This window comes from Flagellimonas beolgyonensis (genome assembly GCF_003992615.1).
Classification (GTDB): Bacteria; Bacteroidota; Bacteroidia; order Flavobacteriales; family Flavobacteriaceae; genus Flagellimonas; species Flagellimonas beolgyonensis.
The window spans coordinates 65,363-83,252 of the sequence record NZ_RZMY01000015.1 but is presented as its reverse complement, the minus strand read 5'-3'; the positions used below and the strand labels follow the sequence as shown (position 1 = coordinate 83,252).

Annotated in this window: 21 protein-coding genes; 11 read left to right on the top strand and 10 right to left on the bottom strand. The window is 43.9% G+C overall.

All coding sequences use genetic code 11. The annotated features are described in order from the left end of the window. The first annotated feature begins 39 nt into the window (after positions 1-39). The 7 genes from EO131_RS10470 to EO131_RS10440 all read left to right on the top strand — a co-directional run bounded on the left by EO131_RS10470 (position 40) and on the right by EO131_RS10440 (position 7,247). The gene (locus EO131_RS10470; protein WP_127021616.1) at positions 40-1,269 is read left to right on the top strand and encodes a 3-phosphoshikimate 1-carboxyvinyltransferase; all 1,230 of its coding nucleotides are present in this window, start codon (positions 40-42) and stop codon (positions 1,267-1,269) included. An 86-nt stretch (positions 1,270-1,355) separates the two neighbouring features. Next, positions 1,356-2,405, top strand: a complete 1,050-nt coding sequence (gene queA / locus EO131_RS10465) for a tRNA preQ1(34) S-adenosylmethionine ribosyltransferase-isomerase QueA (RefSeq protein ID WP_127021614.1) — start codon at positions 1,356-1,358, stop codon at positions 2,403-2,405. 70 nt (positions 2,406-2,475) lie between these two features. Next, on the top strand, positions 2,476-3,519 hold the full coding sequence (gene rlmN, locus EO131_RS10460) for a dual-specificity RNA methyltransferase RlmN (protein ID WP_206512878.1): 1,044 nt from the start codon (positions 2,476-2,478) through the stop codon (positions 3,517-3,519). 172 nt (positions 3,520-3,691) lie between these two features. After that, positions 3,692-4,666 (top strand): polyprenyl synthetase family protein, encoded by a 975-nt coding sequence (locus EO131_RS10455; protein WP_127021610.1) that lies wholly within the window; start codon positions 3,692-3,694, stop codon positions 4,664-4,666. Between the two features lie 108 nt (positions 4,667-4,774). Beyond that, a complete protein-coding gene (locus EO131_RS10450) occupies positions 4,775-5,350 on the top strand; it encodes an RNA polymerase sigma factor (RefSeq protein WP_127021608.1) in 576 nt (191 codons plus the stop codon). A gap of 4 nt (positions 5,351-5,354) precedes the next feature. Continuing rightward, the gene (locus EO131_RS10445) at positions 5,355-6,089 is read left to right on the top strand and encodes a hypothetical protein (RefSeq protein WP_127021606.1); all 735 of its coding nucleotides are present in this window, start codon (positions 5,355-5,357) and stop codon (positions 6,087-6,089) included. Positions 6,090-6,173: 84 nt separating this feature from the next. Continuing rightward, a complete protein-coding gene (locus tag EO131_RS10440; protein WP_127021604.1) occupies positions 6,174-7,247 on the top strand; it encodes a porin family protein in 1,074 nt (357 codons plus the stop codon). Between the two features lie 55 nt (positions 7,248-7,302). Here EO131_RS10440 and EO131_RS10435 read toward each other — a convergent pair whose 3' ends face one another. Next, positions 7,303-7,545, bottom strand: coding sequence for a zinc-ribbon domain-containing protein (locus EO131_RS10435; RefSeq protein ID WP_127021602.1), 243 nt, complete (start codon positions 7,543-7,545; stop codon positions 7,303-7,305). Between the two features lie 117 nt (positions 7,546-7,662). On the opposite strand from EO131_RS10435, the gene EO131_RS10430 reads away from it, so the two are divergent. Beyond that, complete coding sequence (locus tag EO131_RS10430; protein ID WP_241243828.1) at positions 7,663-8,292, top strand: 2OG-Fe(II) oxygenase; 630 nt, start codon at positions 7,663-7,665, stop codon at positions 8,290-8,292. A 3-nt stretch (positions 8,293-8,295) separates the two neighbouring features. Here the strand turns inward: EO131_RS10430 and EO131_RS10425 are convergent, their stop codons facing one another. Both EO131_RS10425 and EO131_RS10420 read right to left on the bottom strand, forming a co-directional pair. Further along, a complete protein-coding gene (locus EO131_RS10425; protein ID WP_127021600.1) occupies positions 8,296-8,604 on the bottom strand; it encodes a phosphoribosylpyrophosphate synthetase in 309 nt (102 codons plus the stop codon). 20 nt (positions 8,605-8,624) lie between these two features. Next, positions 8,625-9,146, bottom strand: a complete 522-nt coding sequence (locus EO131_RS10420) for a flavodoxin domain-containing protein (protein WP_164731669.1) — start codon at positions 9,144-9,146, stop codon at positions 8,625-8,627. Between the two features lie 175 nt (positions 9,147-9,321). Between EO131_RS10420 and dnaG the strand changes: the two genes are divergently transcribed. Beyond that, entirely contained in the window at positions 9,322-11,295 is a 1,974-nt protein-coding gene (dnaG, locus tag EO131_RS10415; protein ID WP_127021596.1) for a DNA primase, read from the top strand. A gap of 60 nt (positions 11,296-11,355) precedes the next feature. Here the strand turns inward: dnaG and EO131_RS10410 are convergent, their stop codons facing one another. Further along, complete coding sequence (locus EO131_RS10410) at positions 11,356-11,985, bottom strand: response regulator (RefSeq protein WP_127021594.1); 630 nt, start codon at positions 11,983-11,985, stop codon at positions 11,356-11,358. Between the two features lie 161 nt (positions 11,986-12,146). Continuing rightward, complete coding sequence (nadE, locus tag EO131_RS10405; RefSeq protein ID WP_127021592.1) at positions 12,147-12,935, bottom strand: NAD(+) synthase; 789 nt, start codon at positions 12,933-12,935, stop codon at positions 12,147-12,149. A 66-nt stretch (positions 12,936-13,001) separates the two neighbouring features. Here nadE and gldB point away from each other — a divergent pair, with 66 nt between their 5' ends. Together gldB and gldC are read left to right on the top strand one after the other, a co-directional pair. Continuing rightward, positions 13,002-13,991: a gliding motility lipoprotein GldB gene (gldB, locus tag EO131_RS10400; protein WP_164731674.1), complete on the top strand. Its 990-nt coding sequence runs from the start codon at positions 13,002-13,004 to the stop codon at positions 13,989-13,991. Next, positions 13,992-14,333, top strand: coding sequence for a gliding motility protein GldC (gldC, locus tag EO131_RS10395; RefSeq protein WP_127021588.1), 342 nt, complete (start codon positions 13,992-13,994; stop codon positions 14,331-14,333). It abuts the gene before it with no gap. Here the strand turns inward: gldC and EO131_RS10390 are convergent. The 5 genes from EO131_RS10390 to EO131_RS10370 all read right to left on the bottom strand — a co-directional run bounded on the left by EO131_RS10390 (position 14,330) and on the right by EO131_RS10370 (position 17,809). Then, the gene (locus tag EO131_RS10390; protein ID WP_127021586.1) at positions 14,330-14,827 is read right to left on the bottom strand and encodes a hypothetical protein; all 498 of its coding nucleotides are present in this window, start codon (positions 14,825-14,827) and stop codon (positions 14,330-14,332) included. The genes gldC and EO131_RS10390 overlap by 4 nt on opposite strands. 29 nt (positions 14,828-14,856) lie before the next feature. Then, positions 14,857-15,513 (bottom strand): SH3 domain-containing protein, encoded by a 657-nt coding sequence (locus EO131_RS10385; RefSeq protein ID WP_127021584.1) that lies wholly within the window; start codon positions 15,511-15,513, stop codon positions 14,857-14,859. Between the two features lie 86 nt (positions 15,514-15,599). Continuing rightward, positions 15,600-16,328 carry a pirin family protein gene (locus EO131_RS10380; RefSeq protein WP_127021582.1) on the bottom strand — a complete coding sequence of 243 codons (729 nt, stop codon included), beginning with the start codon at positions 16,326-16,328 and terminating at the stop codon, positions 15,600-15,602. A 102-nt stretch (positions 16,329-16,430) separates the two neighbouring features. Further along, complete coding sequence (gene yihA / locus EO131_RS10375; protein ID WP_127021580.1) at positions 16,431-17,042, bottom strand: ribosome biogenesis GTP-binding protein YihA/YsxC; 612 nt, start codon at positions 17,040-17,042, stop codon at positions 16,431-16,433. Positions 17,043-17,044: 2 nt separating this feature from the next. Continuing rightward, on the bottom strand, positions 17,045-17,809 hold the full coding sequence (locus tag EO131_RS10370) for an alpha/beta fold hydrolase (RefSeq protein ID WP_127021578.1): 765 nt from the start codon (positions 17,807-17,809) through the stop codon (positions 17,045-17,047). Positions 17,810-17,890: the final 81 nt, after the last annotated feature.

The following is a 17,890-nucleotide window of genomic DNA, read 5'->3' as shown; positions in this document are numbered from 1 at the left end:
TTTTTTCTAGTTTTGAAATTTCATGCTAACTAAAACGAATTGAGACTTCATCTTTCCTTCCCTCAAGTAAAATTGATTCAGAAATCTGTGCGGATCACGGGTTCCAAAAGTGAAACCAACCGATCTTTATTGCTGCAGGCCCTGTATCCCCAAATCAATATTGAGAACCTTTCCAATTCGGACGATGGGGAGGTCATGCAAAAAGGATTAAAAATTGCTACAGGGGAAGTGGATATTCACCATGCAGGCACCGCCATGCGGTTCTTGACCGCCTATTTTGCCTCTCAACCCGGCAAGGAAGTGGTGCTCACAGGTTCAGAACGTATGCAGGAACGGCCCATTAAGGTTTTGGTCGAGGCTTTGCGCACCTTGGGAGCAGACATTCAATATGTGAAAAATGAGGGTTATCCCCCTCTAAAGATCGGTGGGAAAAAATTGGAGCAGTCCAAAGTTTCCCTACCGGCCAACATCAGTAGCCAGTATATTTCTGCCCTTTTGTTGATAGCTCCCAGTTTACCCAATGGTTTGGAGTTAGAACTGGTGGGCAAGATTACCTCGGTGCCCTACATTAAAATGACACTGGGGTTGCTGGAACAGATTGGGATAAAGACAACTTTTGAGGGCAACACCATTGTGGTATTGCCGAAAACTTCGGTGGAAGATATCACATTAGTCGTGGAGTCCGACTGGAGTTCGGCCAGCTATTTTTACAGTATTGTTGCCCTTTGCGATGTGGGTACAACAATTGATTTATCGTCCTACAAACAGAACTCGTTGCAAGGAGATAGTGTGCTCTCAAAAATATATGCTGATTTTGGGGTGAAAACAAACTTTTATGGAAATCAAATAACACTTTCAAAAATCTCAAACGAACATCCTGAAACCGTCAATTATGATTTGGCCAATGCTCCTGATATTGCCCAAACCATTGCGGTTACTTGTCTTGGACTCGGAATGGGATGTCACCTCACAGGGTTGCACACCCTTCCCATTAAGGAGACCGACCGATTGGCGGCTCTTCAAACAGAGTTGTCCAAATTTGGAGCCCAGGTAGCAATCGATTCAGAAAGTTTAACATTGCAACCGGCAAACAGCCTTAAAACTGGTGTTGCCATAGATACCTACAATGACCACCGCATGGCCATGGCCTTTGGCCCCTTGGCCCTCCGAACCGATTTGATCGTGAACGATGCAGGTGTGGTCTCCAAATCCTATCCCGATTTCTGGCGCGACCTCGAAACCCTTGGTTTTGGCATTGCGGAAGTGTAAGGGACATTTAATCATGGATTTACTTGACATCCCCTATCACGAGGTTGTATATTTGCCCCTCTTTAAAAAATCCAAAAAAAGCATACATGAAATTATCCAACTTCAATTTTGAATTGCCAAAGGAACTATTGGCGGAACATCCTGCGGAAAACAGGGACGAATCCAGACTAATGGTAATTCATAGGGATACTGGAAAAATTGAACATAAAATGTTCAAAGATCTTATCGACTATTTTGATGAAGGTGATGTAATGGTCTTGAACAATACCAAGGTATTTCCTGCCCGATTGTATGGTAACAAGGAAAAAACCGGGGCACGTATCGAGGTTTTCTTGTTGCGTGAATTGAATCAAGAACAACGTCTTTGGGATGTTTTGGTAGATCCGGCCAGAAAGATTCGAATCGGGAACAAACTGTATTTCGGAGATGACGAAAGTTTGGTGGCAGAGGTAATCGACAACACCACTTCCAGAGGTCGTACCTTGCGTTTTCTGTATGATGGATCCTATACCGATTTTAGAAGAAAATTGAGGGAGTTGGGCGAAACCCCGCTTCCAAAATACATAAAAAGGGAAGTAACCCCAGAAGATGAAGAGCGTTACCAAACCATATATGCCAAGCACGAAGGTGCCGTTGCAGCTCCTACAGCCGGGCTGCACTTTTCCAAACACCTATTGAAGCGTTTGGAGATCAAGGGCATCGATTTTGCCGAAGTGACACTTCACGTAGGCTTGGGAACCTTCAACCCAGTTGAGGTGGAAGATTTGTCCAAACACAAAATGGACAGTGAAGAGTTGGTCATCGATGAAAAGGCCACTGAAATCGTGAACAAGGCCAAGGCCAATAAGAAAAGGGTTTGTGCCGTGGGAACTACTGTGATGCGGGGCTTGGAAAGTGCGGTTTCCTCCGAACACACCTTGAATACGTTTGAAGGATGGACCAACAAGTTCATATTCCCTCCGTATGATTTTAGCATTGCCAACTGTATGATCACCAATTTCCACTTGCCAAAATCAACCCTGTTGATGATGGTATCGGCATTTGCGGGTCATGATTTGATTAAAAAGGCCTACAAACAGGCTATCTTGGAAGGATATCGGTTCTATTCCTACGGGGATGCCATGTTGATTCTATAACAACTAATTTCATAGATGGAAATCCCGTCCGGTGAATCGACCGACGGGATTTTTTCTTGCGTATCTTTAAATGGTGGAAATAAAAAAGAAGGACATAAGGGCACTGACCAAAAATCAGCTCCGCGATTTTTTTGTGTCGCAGGGCGACAAGGCCTTTCGTGGCAATCAGGTCTACGAATGGCTGTGGCAAAAGTCTGCCCATTCTTTTGATGAAATGACCAACATTTCCAAAGAAACCCGCCAGATGCTCGAGGACAACTTTGTGATCAACCATATTCGGGTAGATCAAATGCAACGCAGTTCCGATGGGACCATTAAAAATGCGGTTCGGTTGCACGATGGCTTGGTGGTCGAGTCCGTGTTGATCCCGACCGATACCCGAACCACGGCCTGCGTGTCCAGTCAGGTGGGGTGCAGCCTGGATTGCCGATTTTGTGCCACAGCCCGAATGAAACGTATGCGTAACCTGAATGCCGATGAGATCTATGATCAAGTAGTGGCCATCGATAACGAAAGTCGATTGTATTATGATCGTCCGTTGAGCAATATTGTGTTCATGGGCATGGGCGAGCCGTTGATGAACTATAACAATGTGCTCAAGGCCATTGACATGATCACTTCGCCGGAAGGGCTTGGGATGTCACCCAAACGTATCACGGTTTCTACATCGGGCGTACCCAAAATGATCCGAAAAATGGCGGACGAAGAAGTGAAGTTCGGATTGGCAGTATCCCTTCATTCCGCTATCGATGAGGTGCGGACCTCCATAATGCCTTTCAATGCCACTTTTCCACTCAAAGAATTGAGGGAGGCCCTTCAATATTGGTACAACAAGACCAAAAACAGGATCACCTACGAATATGTGGTTTGGAAAGGGATCAATGATACCCAAGAAGCGGCCGATGCTTTGGTAAAGTTCTGCAAGTTTGCGCCATCCAAAGTAAACATCATCGAATACAACCCCATTGATGATGGAGAGTTCCAACAAGCTTCGGATTCAGCGGTGGAGCTGTACAAAAACACCCTGGAACAAAACGGGATTACGGTAACGGTTCGTAGATCCCGGGGCAAAGATATCGACGCTGCCTGTGGACAGTTGGCGAATAAGCAATGACCAATTAACAATTATCATTTAGTTTTATCCCTTCACCCTTCACCCTTCACCCTCAATCCGTCACCAATCGTCGATAGATTTTGTACACTATCTTAAAACTTCGATTTCATTCGAGCAACTCTGTCATTTTCGCTACTTTTAGACATTCAAAACCAAAGGCCAAACCCAAACCTTGAAAATTGTATCTCAGATAAGGGAACCCATAGAGGTTGAAATGGAATTGTTTGAGGAAAAATTCCTTAAATCCATGTCTTCCAAGGTGGCGTTGTTCAACCGGATTACCTATTATATCGTCAATAGGAAGGGCAAGCAAATGCGCCCCATGTTTGTGTTCCTTACTGCCAAATTACTCAATGGGGAAGTCAACGAACGTACCTATACCGGGGCTTCCATCATCGAATTGATCCATACGGCAAGTTTGGTGCACGACGATGTGGTGGACGATAGCAACAAACGCCGCGGTTTTTTCTCCATCAATGCCCTTTGGAAAAACAAGATTGCCGTATTGGTGGGCGATTTTCTGTTTTCGAAAGGCTTGTTGGTGTCCTTGGAAAACAAGGACTATGATCTGCTACATATCATTTCCAATGCGGTCCGCGATATGAGTGAAGGTGAACTCCTTCAAATTGAAAAGGCCCGATTATTGGATATCACCGAAGAGGTGTACTACGATATCATCCGCCAAAAAACAGCCACTCTTATTGCAGCCTGTTGCAGTATGGGGGCCTGTTCCGTACGTCCCGATTCCGAAGAGGTGGAGACCTTCCGAAAATTTGGGGAACTCTGTGGTATGGCATTTCAGATCAAGGACGACCTTTTTGATTACGGCGCCGAGAAAATTGGCAAACCCACAGGTATCGATATCAAGGAACAAAAAATGACCCTGCCCCTTATTTATGCCTTGAATCAAAGTGACGACCAAAAGAAAAAATGGTTGATCAACTCCATCAAAAAACACAACAAGGACAAAAAAAGGGTTAAGGAGGTTATTGCCTATGTCAAGGAAATGGGGGGATTGGAGTACGCCGTTGCCAAAATGCTCCAGTTTAAGGATGAGGCCCTTTCCCTTTTGGATGCTTACCCCGATTCTGAATATAAAAGCGCCCTCACCTTAATGGTCGAATATGTGGTCGACCGAAAAAAGTAATTTTTAATATTTTGATATTCAATTTGTTGTGAAAAATTTTATTTTTCAGGCAACGCTTTGTCCCATCTTTCCGTCTATGTAAATAGAAACACTGTTGAAACCGAACCATTGAAGATTATTTCTTTATATAGCAATGAAACCCAATTGATCAAAAAGTCGATCAAGGGGGATCGACAGGCCCAAAAGGTTTTGTACGATAAGTATGCTGCCAAAATGTTAGGGGTATGCAGACAGTACATACGAGATCAACATTTTGCCGAAGATGTAATGATCAATGGTTTTATCAAAGTGTTCAACCACTTGGTTGATTTTCAGGGCAAGGGAAGTTTTGAGGGATGGATCAGGACCATTATGGTCCGGGAAAGTATCTCCTACTTGCGAAAAAGACAGTTTGTGGTATATGATGATTACGTTTTTGAGTCCCAAAATCCGGAACATTCCGTTACGGAGGGACTATTGGATGTTGAATATGTGCAACAGTTGATCGATGATCTGCCCGAAGGGTACAAAACGGTTTTTTTGCTGTATGCCATTGAAGGATATGGACACCAAGAGATAGCCAAAATGCTGGACATCTCGGAGGGAACTTCAAAATCCCAGTTGTTCAAGGCGCGAAAAATGTTACAGGAAAATTTAAGATTGAATGGAATGGCACCCCAAAAGACCGGGGCCAACAAAAGATAAGGATATGGACAAACTGGAAAAACATATCAAAGACAAATTGGAGGAGCGACAAATTGCTCCTTCGCCAGAGGCTTGGGAAAAAATTGCGTCCCAACTTTCGACCGCCCCACAAAAAAGAAAGCGTACTTGGTACCCTTTGGCCATTGCAGCCAGTTTTCTGGGTATAGTACTGGTTGCTTACTTGTTCTTTACTGCGGAGTCCGCTAAGGAAATGCAACCCCAAGTGGTGGAGGGAAATCAACGTATCGAATATGTTGAGGAAATCCAAGGCGAGAGCACCATCGTTCAAGAGGAGCCGATTAAGGAACAAGATGGATGGGTTGAAAATGCATTGCCACCGCAACACAAAGGGGAAAGTAATGATGCTGTAGAGGATGTACTTTCAAGTGAAGAACGGGAATTGGCCCTCCAAACTCCCAAGACCCCTATTAACAATGAACTTGAACAGCCTACCGACCAATTGATTGCACTCAAAGTGGAGGAAGTGGTTGCCCAGGTACAACTTTTGGAGCACCAAAAACAGGAGGTCAGCGACGCGGAAGTAGATTCCCTGCTTCGCAGGGCACAACGACAAATACTGACCGATAAACTGTTCACCCAAAGCGGTTCAGTGGATGCGATGTCCCTTTTGGCCGAAGTGGAGGATGAGCTCGACGAATCGTTCCGTGACCAAATTTTTGATGCCCTTAAAGACGGCTATCTCAAATTGCGGACTGCCGTGGCCGATAGAAACAATTAATTATTCATCAATCAAAAGGATTTTCCAGATTCCTGCCCAACAATGGGTGGGCAGGGAGCGGAGGTCCATAAATCAAAAACAATCATGAGAAAAATTACACTTCATTTAGCAGCTTTGTTTTTTTTGTTCGTTGCTTTTCAGGTAAGGGGACAAGAAGATTACAAAAGAGAGGTTGAAATCCTCAAAGCCCAACGGGAGCGAATCATTGAACAGGAAAAGGAGGCCCTGAAATTTGAGGTCAGGGATATCAACAAACGAATGGAACGGGGCGATATTTCGGAGGCCGAAGCCAAGATCCTGAAAGAAGAGGTAGCCAAAAGGCGCGCCTTGAACATCGAGAACCGTGTAGGTATCATCGATAACAAAATTGCTTTGTTGGAACGAAATGAAGGTGATGTGTTGACTCTTACGACGGTGGATTCCCTGGATAATGATGACCGGGTGCACTTGGGTATCATGATCGATGGTAGACCTGCCTTCTCCTTTAATACCCATCGATGGAGGCATAAGATCAAATACGACCGACGAACGTATTCCGATTTTGTGTTTGCCATTGGGTTGAACAATGCCTTGATCGAGGGACAGTCCATCGATGATTCACCTTATAAAATTGGAGGTAGCCGATTTTTTGAAATGGGATGGCAATGGCGTACCCGTGTATTTCGGAATTCCAACTGGTTGCGCTTTAACTATGGATTTTCATTTCAGTTTAACGGGTTAAAGCCCGAAGGAAACCAGATTTTTGTCCAAAATGGCGATCAAACCGTCTTGGAAGATTTCGAGTTTGATCTGGACAAGGCCAAATTGCGTATGGATAACCTTGTATTCCCCGTTCATTTTGAATTTGGACCCTCAAAATTCAAAAAGACCGACCGCACTGTTCGTTATTCCATCAGAAATCAATTTAGATTGGGTGTCGGCGGCTATGGTGGATTCAATTTGGGTACGCGACAGAAATTGAAATATGACCGCGATGGCGAAAATGTAAAGGATAAATTGAAACGCGACTACAATACCAGCGACCTGATCTACGGAGTAAGTGGGTACATGGGCTTTGACGGGGTTTTGTTGTATTTGAAATATGACCTGAATCCCATTTTTAAGGATGCCGATATCAAACAGAACAATATTTCCTTGGGCCTTCGGTTCGATATTTAACCGATAACAAGCAGTTGATTCAAGCGCAGTTGGGATTCGTTTCCAACTGCGTTTTTTATTCAGTAAGTGCCCCTTCCATTTCCGGTGTAAATTCCTCTTTGTCAAAACCGCGTTTGCAATACGAACATTCCGCATATTTCACATTACTTATGGTAAAGACCGGAATCCAAAATAGATGGGCATAATTCGGTTGCATAACAGCGGTCATTGTGTCTACCTGATGACAATAAGGGCAGGTTGCACCGTCCAGTTTTTTGATGTTTTTTTTACCGGGCCGTGTTCCGAAAAAGAGAATCATTGCGTAGGGGTTGTTGTTTTGATATGACAAGGCTAAGTTATAGCATTCCTTTGGCTTGATTAAAATTTTGAATTTCCTTTTTAAATATTTTCTACATTCGCGCACGTTTTATAACAATTGAAAACCGTACATGGTGAGGAGAACTGGTTGTCCTGGATGGATGACATCTCCGAAAACGATTATGTGGTCGTGGACCAATTTCTACCCCAAGATCTTTACGAAAAGGTCCGTTCTTTCTTTTTGTCCAAGTTGAACAGTTTTACCGAAGCCGGTATCGGTGCGAACGCCGACAACCAAATCAATACCAAGGTCCGTGGCGATTTCACCTATTGGTTGGATCGTAAACGTGATACCGAACTGGAACCTTTTTGGTTTTTGGTGGATGAGATTGTCCACATGTTCAACAGATACTGCTATTTAAGCTTGTCGGGTTATGAGTTCCATTTGGCCCATTACCCATCCGGTGGCCATTATGACAAACATTTGGACCAGTTTGAACATAGGAACAACCGGATGATTTCCGTGATCATGTACCTGAATGAAAATTGGCAACCAGGAGATGGGGGCGAGCTGGAAATTTTCGAAAAGGACGGCTCCAACTTTTTGGTGGAACCGTTGGCGGCTCGTTGCGTGATGTTTAAAAGTGCCACAGTGCCCCACGCCGTTTTGGAAGCCCACAAAAGTAGATTTAGCCTAACAGGGTGGCTATTGTATCAGCCTTCGGCTCTAGGGAAATTCTTCGGATAACAATCAATCCCTTTTAATAGGAATTTGTTGGATCAATGCAACATTTTGACTATGCTCGGCACTATAGGACATGACTAAGGTGCCTTTGGTCCCATCATTGGCCATTATACTAAAAACCGTTGCCTGATCGTCGGGGTTGGTCATGCCCTCGAATCGATAGGTGTCAACGATCAATAAGTCATTGGGCTGGTATTCCTTTTTGGAATAGAGTGCTTTAATACAATTGCCTACAGCTTCAAAATCTTCTTCGTACCCTTCTTGGGTCAATGTATTTACTGCTTCGGAAAGGGTGTCAAAACTATGCTTGTCCATATGCATTTAAGTTAACGATTTTATTGCACAAAATCCAGAACCGAAGTTTTTACTTTATCCCAATCCGTGTATTCATGATCCTTGCTCGTATCAGTGGCGCCCCCTTGTTTTTTGGCAATCATACGCATGGTCAATTTTTTAAAATAGTCATATTGGGTATAGCGTAATGCCCCTGCCCAATGCCAAACGGTATTGGTTTTCCAACCAGTTTGTTCCAGGAAATCGGATGCGATCTTTGCTACTTCTTCGTGCTCTTCGGGAATGTTGGAGGCTACCGCCATGCATACGGAAAAGAACGCACTCGGTTTCTTGTTCAACTCGTCTACGTGCTCCGTAACGTAGTGTTTGATGGCGCTGTTGTATTTGTGCAGGTGTATGGAGCTTCCGATCAGTACCATGTCAAATTCTTTGGGTGATGGTGGATCTTCGGTTGCGTTGGAAATTACGACCGCATGTTTGGCCTCTTGCAGTACATCTTCCATATACCGCGCAATCTTGCGGGTCTGTCCTTCAATGGTTCCGTAAATGATCAAAATTTTCATGACTTCGCTGTTTTGTTCCATCCATCAAAGGGACAAAAAACATTGTAAATGCCCTATGACTTTGGTCAGCATGTGCCCATTGGAAAAGCAAATTCTTTGGTAAGGTATGGGCAGATTTCGTTAGGGATGAATCTTGTATTTTAGTTACCTTTATCGGTCTAAGATTTACAACTCCTTGATTTCAAAAAATACCATAGACCAAGTGTATGAGACCGCCCGGGTAGAGGAGGTGATCGGGGATTTTGTGCAATTGAAAAAATCAGGTTCCAATTTTAAGGGGTTGAGTCCTTTCACTGATGAGCGCACTCCCAGTTTTATGGTAAGTCCGGTGAAGCAGATCTGGAAGGATTTCAGTAGCGGAAAAGGAGGCAATGTGGTTGCTTTTTTAATGGAACACGAACATTTTACCTATCCGGAGGCCATAAAATATTTGGCCAAAAAGTATAACATTGAAATAGAGGAGACCGAGCAGACCAACGAGCAGAAGGAACAGGCCAACGAAAGGGAAAGTATGTACTTGGTCTCGGAGTACGCACAAAAATATTTTTCAAATACCCTTTGGGAAACAGAACCGGGCAAGGCCATTGGACTTTCCTATTTTAAGGAACGTGGGTTTACCGACGATACCATAAAGAAATTTGGACTGGGCTATAGTTTGGATGAGTGGGAAGCCTTTACCAAAAGTGCTTTGGATGAAGGTTATCAACTGGAGTTCTTGGAAAAAACAGGTTTGACCATTGTGAAGGAGCAGACCGGTGGTGATGCCAAAACTTTTGACCGGTTTAAGGGAAGGGTCATGTTTCCCATCCACTCCATGAGCGGTCGGGTGCTGGGATTCGGTGGCCGAATTTTGGGCAACGACAAGAAAGCGGCCAAATACCTGAACTCCCCTGAAAGTGAGATTTACCACAAAAGTAAGGTGCTGTACGGTATTTATTATGCCAAACAGGCCATAGCCAAAGAAGACAATTGCTACTTGGTGGAAGGGTATACCGACGTGATCCAGATGTACCAAAGAGGAGTGGAAAACGTGGTATCGTCCAGTGGCACGGCACTTACTCCCGAACAGATTCGGTTGATCAATCGGTTGACCAAGAACATCACGGTATTGTTCGATGGCGATGCGGCCGGATTACGGGCCTCGCTCCGTGGAATCGATTTGATCTTGGAACAGGGCATGAACGTTAAGGTGTGTACCTTTCCAGAAGGTGAAGACCCCGATAGTTTTGCCAAGGGCAACACCTATGAAGATTTGGTGCTCTATTTGGAAGAGAACGCCAAGGATTTTATCCAGTTCAAGACCTCATTGTTGGCCAACGAAGCTGCCAACGACCCCATAAAACGAGCCGATACCGTCCGGGACATCGTAAATAGTATCAGCAAGATTCCCGATCGGATACAGCAGGAAATCTATGTGCAAGAGTGCGCCAAGATCATGCAAATCTCGGAAGAAGTGCTCTACAACACGCTGGCACAAATCGATAAAAAAGGACTGTCCGACGCTTCCAAGAAGGTGAAGCAGGAACAAAAGGCCTTCGAAGTGGTCCGAAACGATGCTGTGGTCGAAAAGGTGGACGTGCAGTACGAACTCGAGCGCAAGATCATTGAGATGCTATTGCTCTATGGGGACCAAAAACAGGAGTTCGAGGATTTGGTCCTTAAGGAAAATGAAAAAGGGGAATTGGTTTTGGAACCGGAAATTGTGGAGGCTAAGGTCTATGAAAAAGTGTATTTGGACCTTCAGGAAGATGAGATTGAACTTACCAACGAACAATTTAAGGTCATTTACTATAAGTTGATAGAACGGTTGAATGAGGATGCCGATTTTTCCATCAATACCTTTATGGCAGAGTTGGATCAAGAGATTGTTGCTGAGGTTTCTTCCATTTTAATGGAAGAAGAGCAATATGTATTGCACGATTGGGAGCGTAGGGAAATCTACCCCAAAGAAAAACAACTGGGCGTGGCCCAATTGGTAGGGGAAACCATATTGACCTTGCGATGCAATCTGATCAAAAACCGTATCCAAAAACTGCAAGAGAAAACCGAGGACCACAATGGCGACAATTCCGAGATCTTGGAAGAAATAGTGAATTACCTTCAGCTGAACAAACTATTGAACGCCAAATTGAACCGGGTACTTTCCTGAACAAAAAAACCCTTCCGTAAAAACGAAAGGGAATTACTATAGTTGGTTTGGTTGGGTATTTTAATACAATTCCAAGGCTTTGGCCTGCTGTAATAGGTCCACCAAATTATCAACGTTCAACTTCTTCATCAACCTTGCCTTGTAGGTGCTCACGGTTTTTTCGTTAAGGTTGAGGCCTTCGGCCACTTCCTTGTTACGCTTTCCACTGGCCAAAAGTTTAAGTACTTCGACCTCTCTTGAAGATAATTTTCTAAAGAACCTACGTGGTTTTTGTGTGCCTTCGTCAAATGCTAAACGCTGCGCAAGTTCATTGGTGATGAACATGTTGCCTTCGCTCACCTTTTTTACGGCGGATACGATGTAGTCCAAATCGGCTGTTTTGGATAGGTAGCCATAAGCGCCTGCACGGATGGTGCTCAGGGCATACACATCTTCGGATTGTCCGCTGAACATCAAAGTCTTGATGTCAGGGAACTCTGATTTCAACTTTCTTAGGGCTGCAATGCCATTGATTTCGGGAATGTCCATCTCCAAAATGATGACCTCCGGGGAAACGTTTTTTAAGGATTCAAAAAGCTCTTCTGTGGTGGAAACATCGCCAATGATTTCGATGTCTGAACTGGATTCAAGTACCTTTTTTATACCTAATCTGACTACGGGATGGCTGTCAGCGATCAATACTTTTATCATTCGGTAATAAAATTAATTTTTCGTTTGGTTAGTGCTGCGCAATAAGCTTAACATAGCCAGCAAGATAACACATTGCGGTCGTAAAACTGTAATTTTTTTCTTAAAACCACAGAAAAACTATGGTTTTTTTCGTTTTAAACTGGGGTTTATAGGTTGAATGGTTATTTTAAGTCTTCTGGAATCTCACATATGGGGATGGGAACCATCTTATGTTTATTGGCAGTATTGTACTTTTTGTAAATAGCGAATACTTCCCGTTGCCTATCAGAAAAGTCATCCAAATTTTTCCCCGCTTCATCCATTTGCATAGCCCATTCCAATTCGGGATAACTGGCGCCGATTTGATCTTCGTCGGTTCTGCTATCACCCCAAAGTCCATCCGTTGGTGGCGCTTCCATAATGTCCTGGTTTACGCCAAGAACCCTTCCCAATTCATAGACCTCTGTTTTAACAAGGTCGGCGATTGGGCTCAAATCTACACCTCCATCACCATATTTGGTGTAAAATCCGATGCCAAAGTCCTCAACTTTATTGCCTGTGCCTGCAACCAAATAGCCTTCAAGTGCCGCAAAATAATATAGGGTCGTCATCCGAAGTCTGGCTCTGGTATTGGCCAGCGACATATGTCTGTACTCCTCATTGTCCACCTTCGGAAAGGCTGCAACCAAACTATCAAAAACAGGTGTCAGGTTCACAGGTTGACGAGAAACATGGGGAAAATGCTCCATGAGCCAATCAATATGCCTGTCGGCTCGGGTTACTTGGTTCTCGCCTTGGTGAATGGGCATTTCCAGACAAAGAAGGTCCAGACCTGTTTTGGCACATAATGTGGAGGTAACTGCCGAATCGATCCCACCGGAAACACCGATCACAAATCCCTTGCATTTTGCATTGGTGGCATAATCCCTTAGCCAATTTACGATATGGTCTATCACCTTTTCTGTTTGCATATCTTCCTATTTAGTTTCTATAATTTACCTTTGTGGCCTGTAAATTTAATCGCTGTGCCCTTAAAAATGAAGTGGTTGTCCAAATACTTTAAAAATAGAGTTATAATGGGGGTGCTTTTTGCATTTTCCCTTTTGGTTTTATCCTGTAAGGAAGAAGATAAGGTGGAGGCCGAGATTGCCAAAATTCCTTTGGAACTGAAAATTGCAAGGTTCGATCGCGAGTTTGCAGAAGCTGATGCAGCGGCCATACCAGGTTTGAAATCAAAATATCCCTATCTGTTTCCGACCCAGTTTCCCGACAGTATTTGGGTGGCCAAGCTTACGGATACCATACAAATGGAACTATCCAGTGAAGTGGATAGGGAATTTGGGAGTTTTACCAAGGAAACCGATGCATTGGAATCCCTGTTTCAACATATCAAGTATTATTTTCCCCAATTTCCGGTGCCCAAGGTGGTCACCTTGACTTCTGATGTGCGTTATGAAGACCGCATCATACTCACCGATACCCTTTTATTGATCGGACTTGATAATTATTTGGGCGAGGACCATCATTTTTATGAAGGTATCCAACGCTATATTGCCGCAGGTCTTGATAAAAAATTTATGGCTTCCGATGTGGCAAGTGCCTTTTCAAAAAGAGTGGTTCCCATGCCAAGAAACCGTACATTTTTGGCACGAATGATCTATTATGGCAAAGAGTTGTATCTGAAAGATAGGCTATTGCCAAACGATACCGATGCCCAAAAGATGGGTTATTCCGATGCCGAAATGGATTGGGCCATGGCCAACGAAGAGCAGATCTGGACGTATTTTGTGGAACGGGAACTATTGTACAGCACAGACTCCCAATTGGATCGTAGGTTTTTGGATCCGGCCCCTTTTTCCAAGTTTGGTCTGGAGCTCGATAATGAGTCACCACCACGATTGGGAAGGTACATGGGCTGGCAGATTGTGAGGGCCTTTGTTGATAAAAATCCGATATCCTTAAAACAGTTGTTGGATATGCCAGCTGACGAAATTTTAAAACAATCGAATTACAAACCAAGAAAATAGATGGCTGTAGAACATACATCAGAAATAAAATTAAAAGTAGGGTTGGATGAAAATCGGGTGCCCGAAACATTGCATTGGTCTGCCGAAGATGGCGGTGTGAACAATGAAGAAGCCAAGGCCATGTTTCTTTCAGTTTGGGACAGCAACAATAGGGAATCATTGAAGATAGATCTTTGGACGAAGGACATGCCCGTGGATGAAATGAAGATATTTTTCCATCAGACCTTGGTGACCATGGCCGATACTTTCATGAAAGCCACCCAAGACGAGAAGATGACCGCTACCATGAAGGATTTTTGCGATTACTTCGAAGAAAAATTGGAGCTGGATAAACTGCGCTAGTCCAAAGGCTCGTTCAATTGGTCAAATTGGGCCTTTTCCTCACCTCTAAGATTCAGTATTCTTTCGATTTTATCTTTTGTGGGCCTTTGAAGGATGAGATAGAAAATCATGAAGACCCCTATTAAAAGATAGGTGAGGTTTTGTGTGTTCGAGAAAATGACCATGGCGAACAGAGCTGCCCCTTCCATTAAGGCATATTTGATGATCGCCGCCGACTGGAACTTGGCCAATTTGTCGCGTAGTGCCATTTTTTCGGGCAGGCTCCCTATCCATTTTTTGAACAGAAAGTCTCCAATAAAAATGCTACTGACGGCTATTAAGGGAACAATGGCCATAAACATATCGCCCTCATCCTCTAGACTAAGCTCCGCATTTTGGGATTGCACGTAAAAAAAGATGCCCAGGGCAATTGGGGTTGCCGCAATGCCTAGATGCAAAAACGATAGCATTTTTAGAAATCCTCCTGGTGTAATTCGGTTTACGGTATTTGCCATAATCAAAAAGTTTGGTTGCAAAATACAGATTAATCCCCTGCCACCAACAAGGAAATGACCCAGCCCTTTTCAGTTTTGGTCAAGCCCATTCGATATCCAATGGGACTTACCAAGTAGTTGCCAAAAACATATCCTGTAAGCTTACCATCCACAGAACTCACATTGTACCATTGCGGTTCCGTGTTGGAATTATCATTTTCTGTCCTGTTCCATTTTACAATTTGATAGCTGAATTGTCCCAAAATTTGGGAATCCTGGGTGTTGGGTTTGTCCCGAACATTTACATTGGTGCCCAATACCAGAAAATGTTCAAAGGCATCATAATCTTCGGGCCAATCGCTGAATGTGAACGGTATAATATAGTCTTCAGCGTCCTTTTTGTGTTTGGGTCCGCCGATGAGCAATACTTGTTCGGTGACCTCCCAAAATTTTGAGTCTGCCGAATCAAAATCCCAATAGGCCTTAAACTCCTCTATGCCGCCATCGCCCCCAAAACTATTGAGTATGTGGGGTGACATATGGTCCAGAATAAATTTTTTGTCCTTTTTGCCAACGGCCAATGTCAGTTTGGTTAAAAATTGGGAAAGGGAATAATCGGAGATTTCGGGACAGGGAGGCTGCAATTTACCTTGAGCTGAAATTTGGAAGGCAACGAGAAATAGTAGCGGTAACAGTAATTTTTTCATTTTGGAAAATGGTTGGTTGCCACTAAAATATCCAATTATTCCATAAAAAAAGCCCCAAAAAGGGGCTTTCAAATTCTATTTAAGGGTTATCTCCCAATTTTGCCGAGGCTCATCGGGACTTCCATCAGTAACACTCGACTATCGGTAAGGGATTTGAGCTCGAAAGATTCGGTCTCCCAAATCCCATAGCCATCCCGTTTTTCCAATTTTTGCCCATTAATTTCCACTTCACCGTCCAGGACAAAGACATAAACACCATTGTCTTTCAATTTCAAGGTATAGATATCGGAGGCGTTTGCATCAAATCTCCCCAAATGGAACCAGGCATCCTGATGGATCCAAACCCCTTGATCATCTGCTTTGGGCGAAAGCACTTGATAAAAGCTGTTCTTCTTTTCAATATCTCGGATGGAAATCTGATCGTAACGTGGTTCTACATTGCGCTTGTTGGGAAACACCCAAATCTGCAAAAACTTGACCTCTTTGTCTTGGTTCTTGTTGTATTCGCTATGGTAAATTCCGGTGCCTGCACTCATAACCTGTACATCCCCTTCCTTAATGGTGGCCACATTGCCCATACTGTCTTTGTGTTCCAAGTCGCCTTCCAAGGGAATGGAAATAATTTCCATGTTGTCGTGCGGATGCGTGCCAAAACCCTGTCCGGCAGCCACTTGGTCATCGTTAAGAACCCTAAGCACCCCAAAATGCATCCGTTCCGGATTTTGGTAGCTCGCAAAACTGAAGGTGTGGTGGGAATCCAGCCAACCATGGTTGGCGTGTCCTCGAGTGTTGGCTTTGTGGTAAACTGTCTTCATAAATCTTCTTTTTCTAACCAATTTTCAAGCAAATTTAGTCGATAAGAGCCTAAATTCCTTACGATTTTGGGTTGCTCCCGAACAAGAGGACAAAGCAGCGGTTTAGGATTGTTTGAAAAAATCCTGATTGATTCCGTCTATGAAGGCCAATAGCTCTTCTTGACCCATTCTATTGGTGGATGAGGTGGTAAAATGTGGGGGCGCTTCTTCCCAAATACCTTCCACCATTTTTCGCAAGTAGGCGTTTACCTGTCTTTCCACTGCCCCGGGCTTCAGTTTGTCTGCCTTGGTAAAGATGATGGCAAATGGAATTTGATTGGTGCCCAACCATTCCATAAATTCCAGATCTATGGGTTGTGGATCATGGCGAATATCGACAAGTACAAAGCCGCACACCAATTGTTTGCGTTTTTGGAAATATTCGGTGATGTATTTCTGAAAGGTCTTTTTGTCCTTTTTGGAAACCCGGGCATACCCGTAGCCTGGCAAATCCACCAAAAACCAATTGTTATTGATTTTAAAATGGTTGATCAATTGGGTCTTTCCGGGTCGGCCGGAAGTTTTGGCCAATCCCTTGCGGTCCACCAACATATTGATCAATGATGATTTACCCACATTCGATCGACCAATAAAGGCATACTCTGGCAAAGGCTCATTGGGGCATTTGGCCACACTTGAGTTGCTCATTACGAATTCCGCCGATGTAATTTTCATGCTTAGAAGTTACGCTTTTTCAACCAAGCGTCCAGTATGCGATTAAAATCCTCAGGATGCTCCATCATCGGGGCATGCCCACATTTCTCGATCCAATAAAGATCGGAATCGGGCAACAACTCATGAAATTCCTTCGCTACATTTGGGGGGGTCACCGTATCGTTCTCTCCCCAAATAATGCAAGTAGGGGTGTGCATTTTGGGTAAATCCTTGGACATGTTATGGCGAATGGCACTTTTGGCAATGGCGAGGGTCTTGACCAATTTCATCCGGTCGTTCACCGTTGCGAAAACTTCGTCCACGATTTCCTTGGTAGCCACTTCTGGATCGTAAAAAACATCCTGGGCCTTCTTTTTGATGAACTCGTAGTCACCACGCTTTGGATAACCATCGCCCATGGCACTTTCGTAAAGCCCGGAACTTCCTGTGATCACCAGGGCCTTCACCATTTTTGGAAACATTTTGGTGTGCAAAAGGCCAATATGGCCACCCAGCGAATTGCCTAAAAGAATCACATCCTTCAATCCTTTGTACTCGATGAACTCTTCCAAGAACTTGGCAAAGTTTTTTACGGTGGTCTTTAGAATCGGCATGTCATAAATGGGTAGTTCGGGAATCAACACCTTGTACCCTTTGGATGGGAAATATTCCGATACACCCTGAAAGTTGCTCAATCCGCCCATCAATCCATGTAAAATGATCATTGGGGTTCCTTCGCCCTTCTCTATATACCTGTATTTGCCATCCTCTTTTAAATGCTCTTCCATCTATAGTTAGTTGGTGGTAGGAGGCGCAAATATAGGCAATTCATATCACAAAGATTTCAGGTTTTTGTCATATGGCGCACA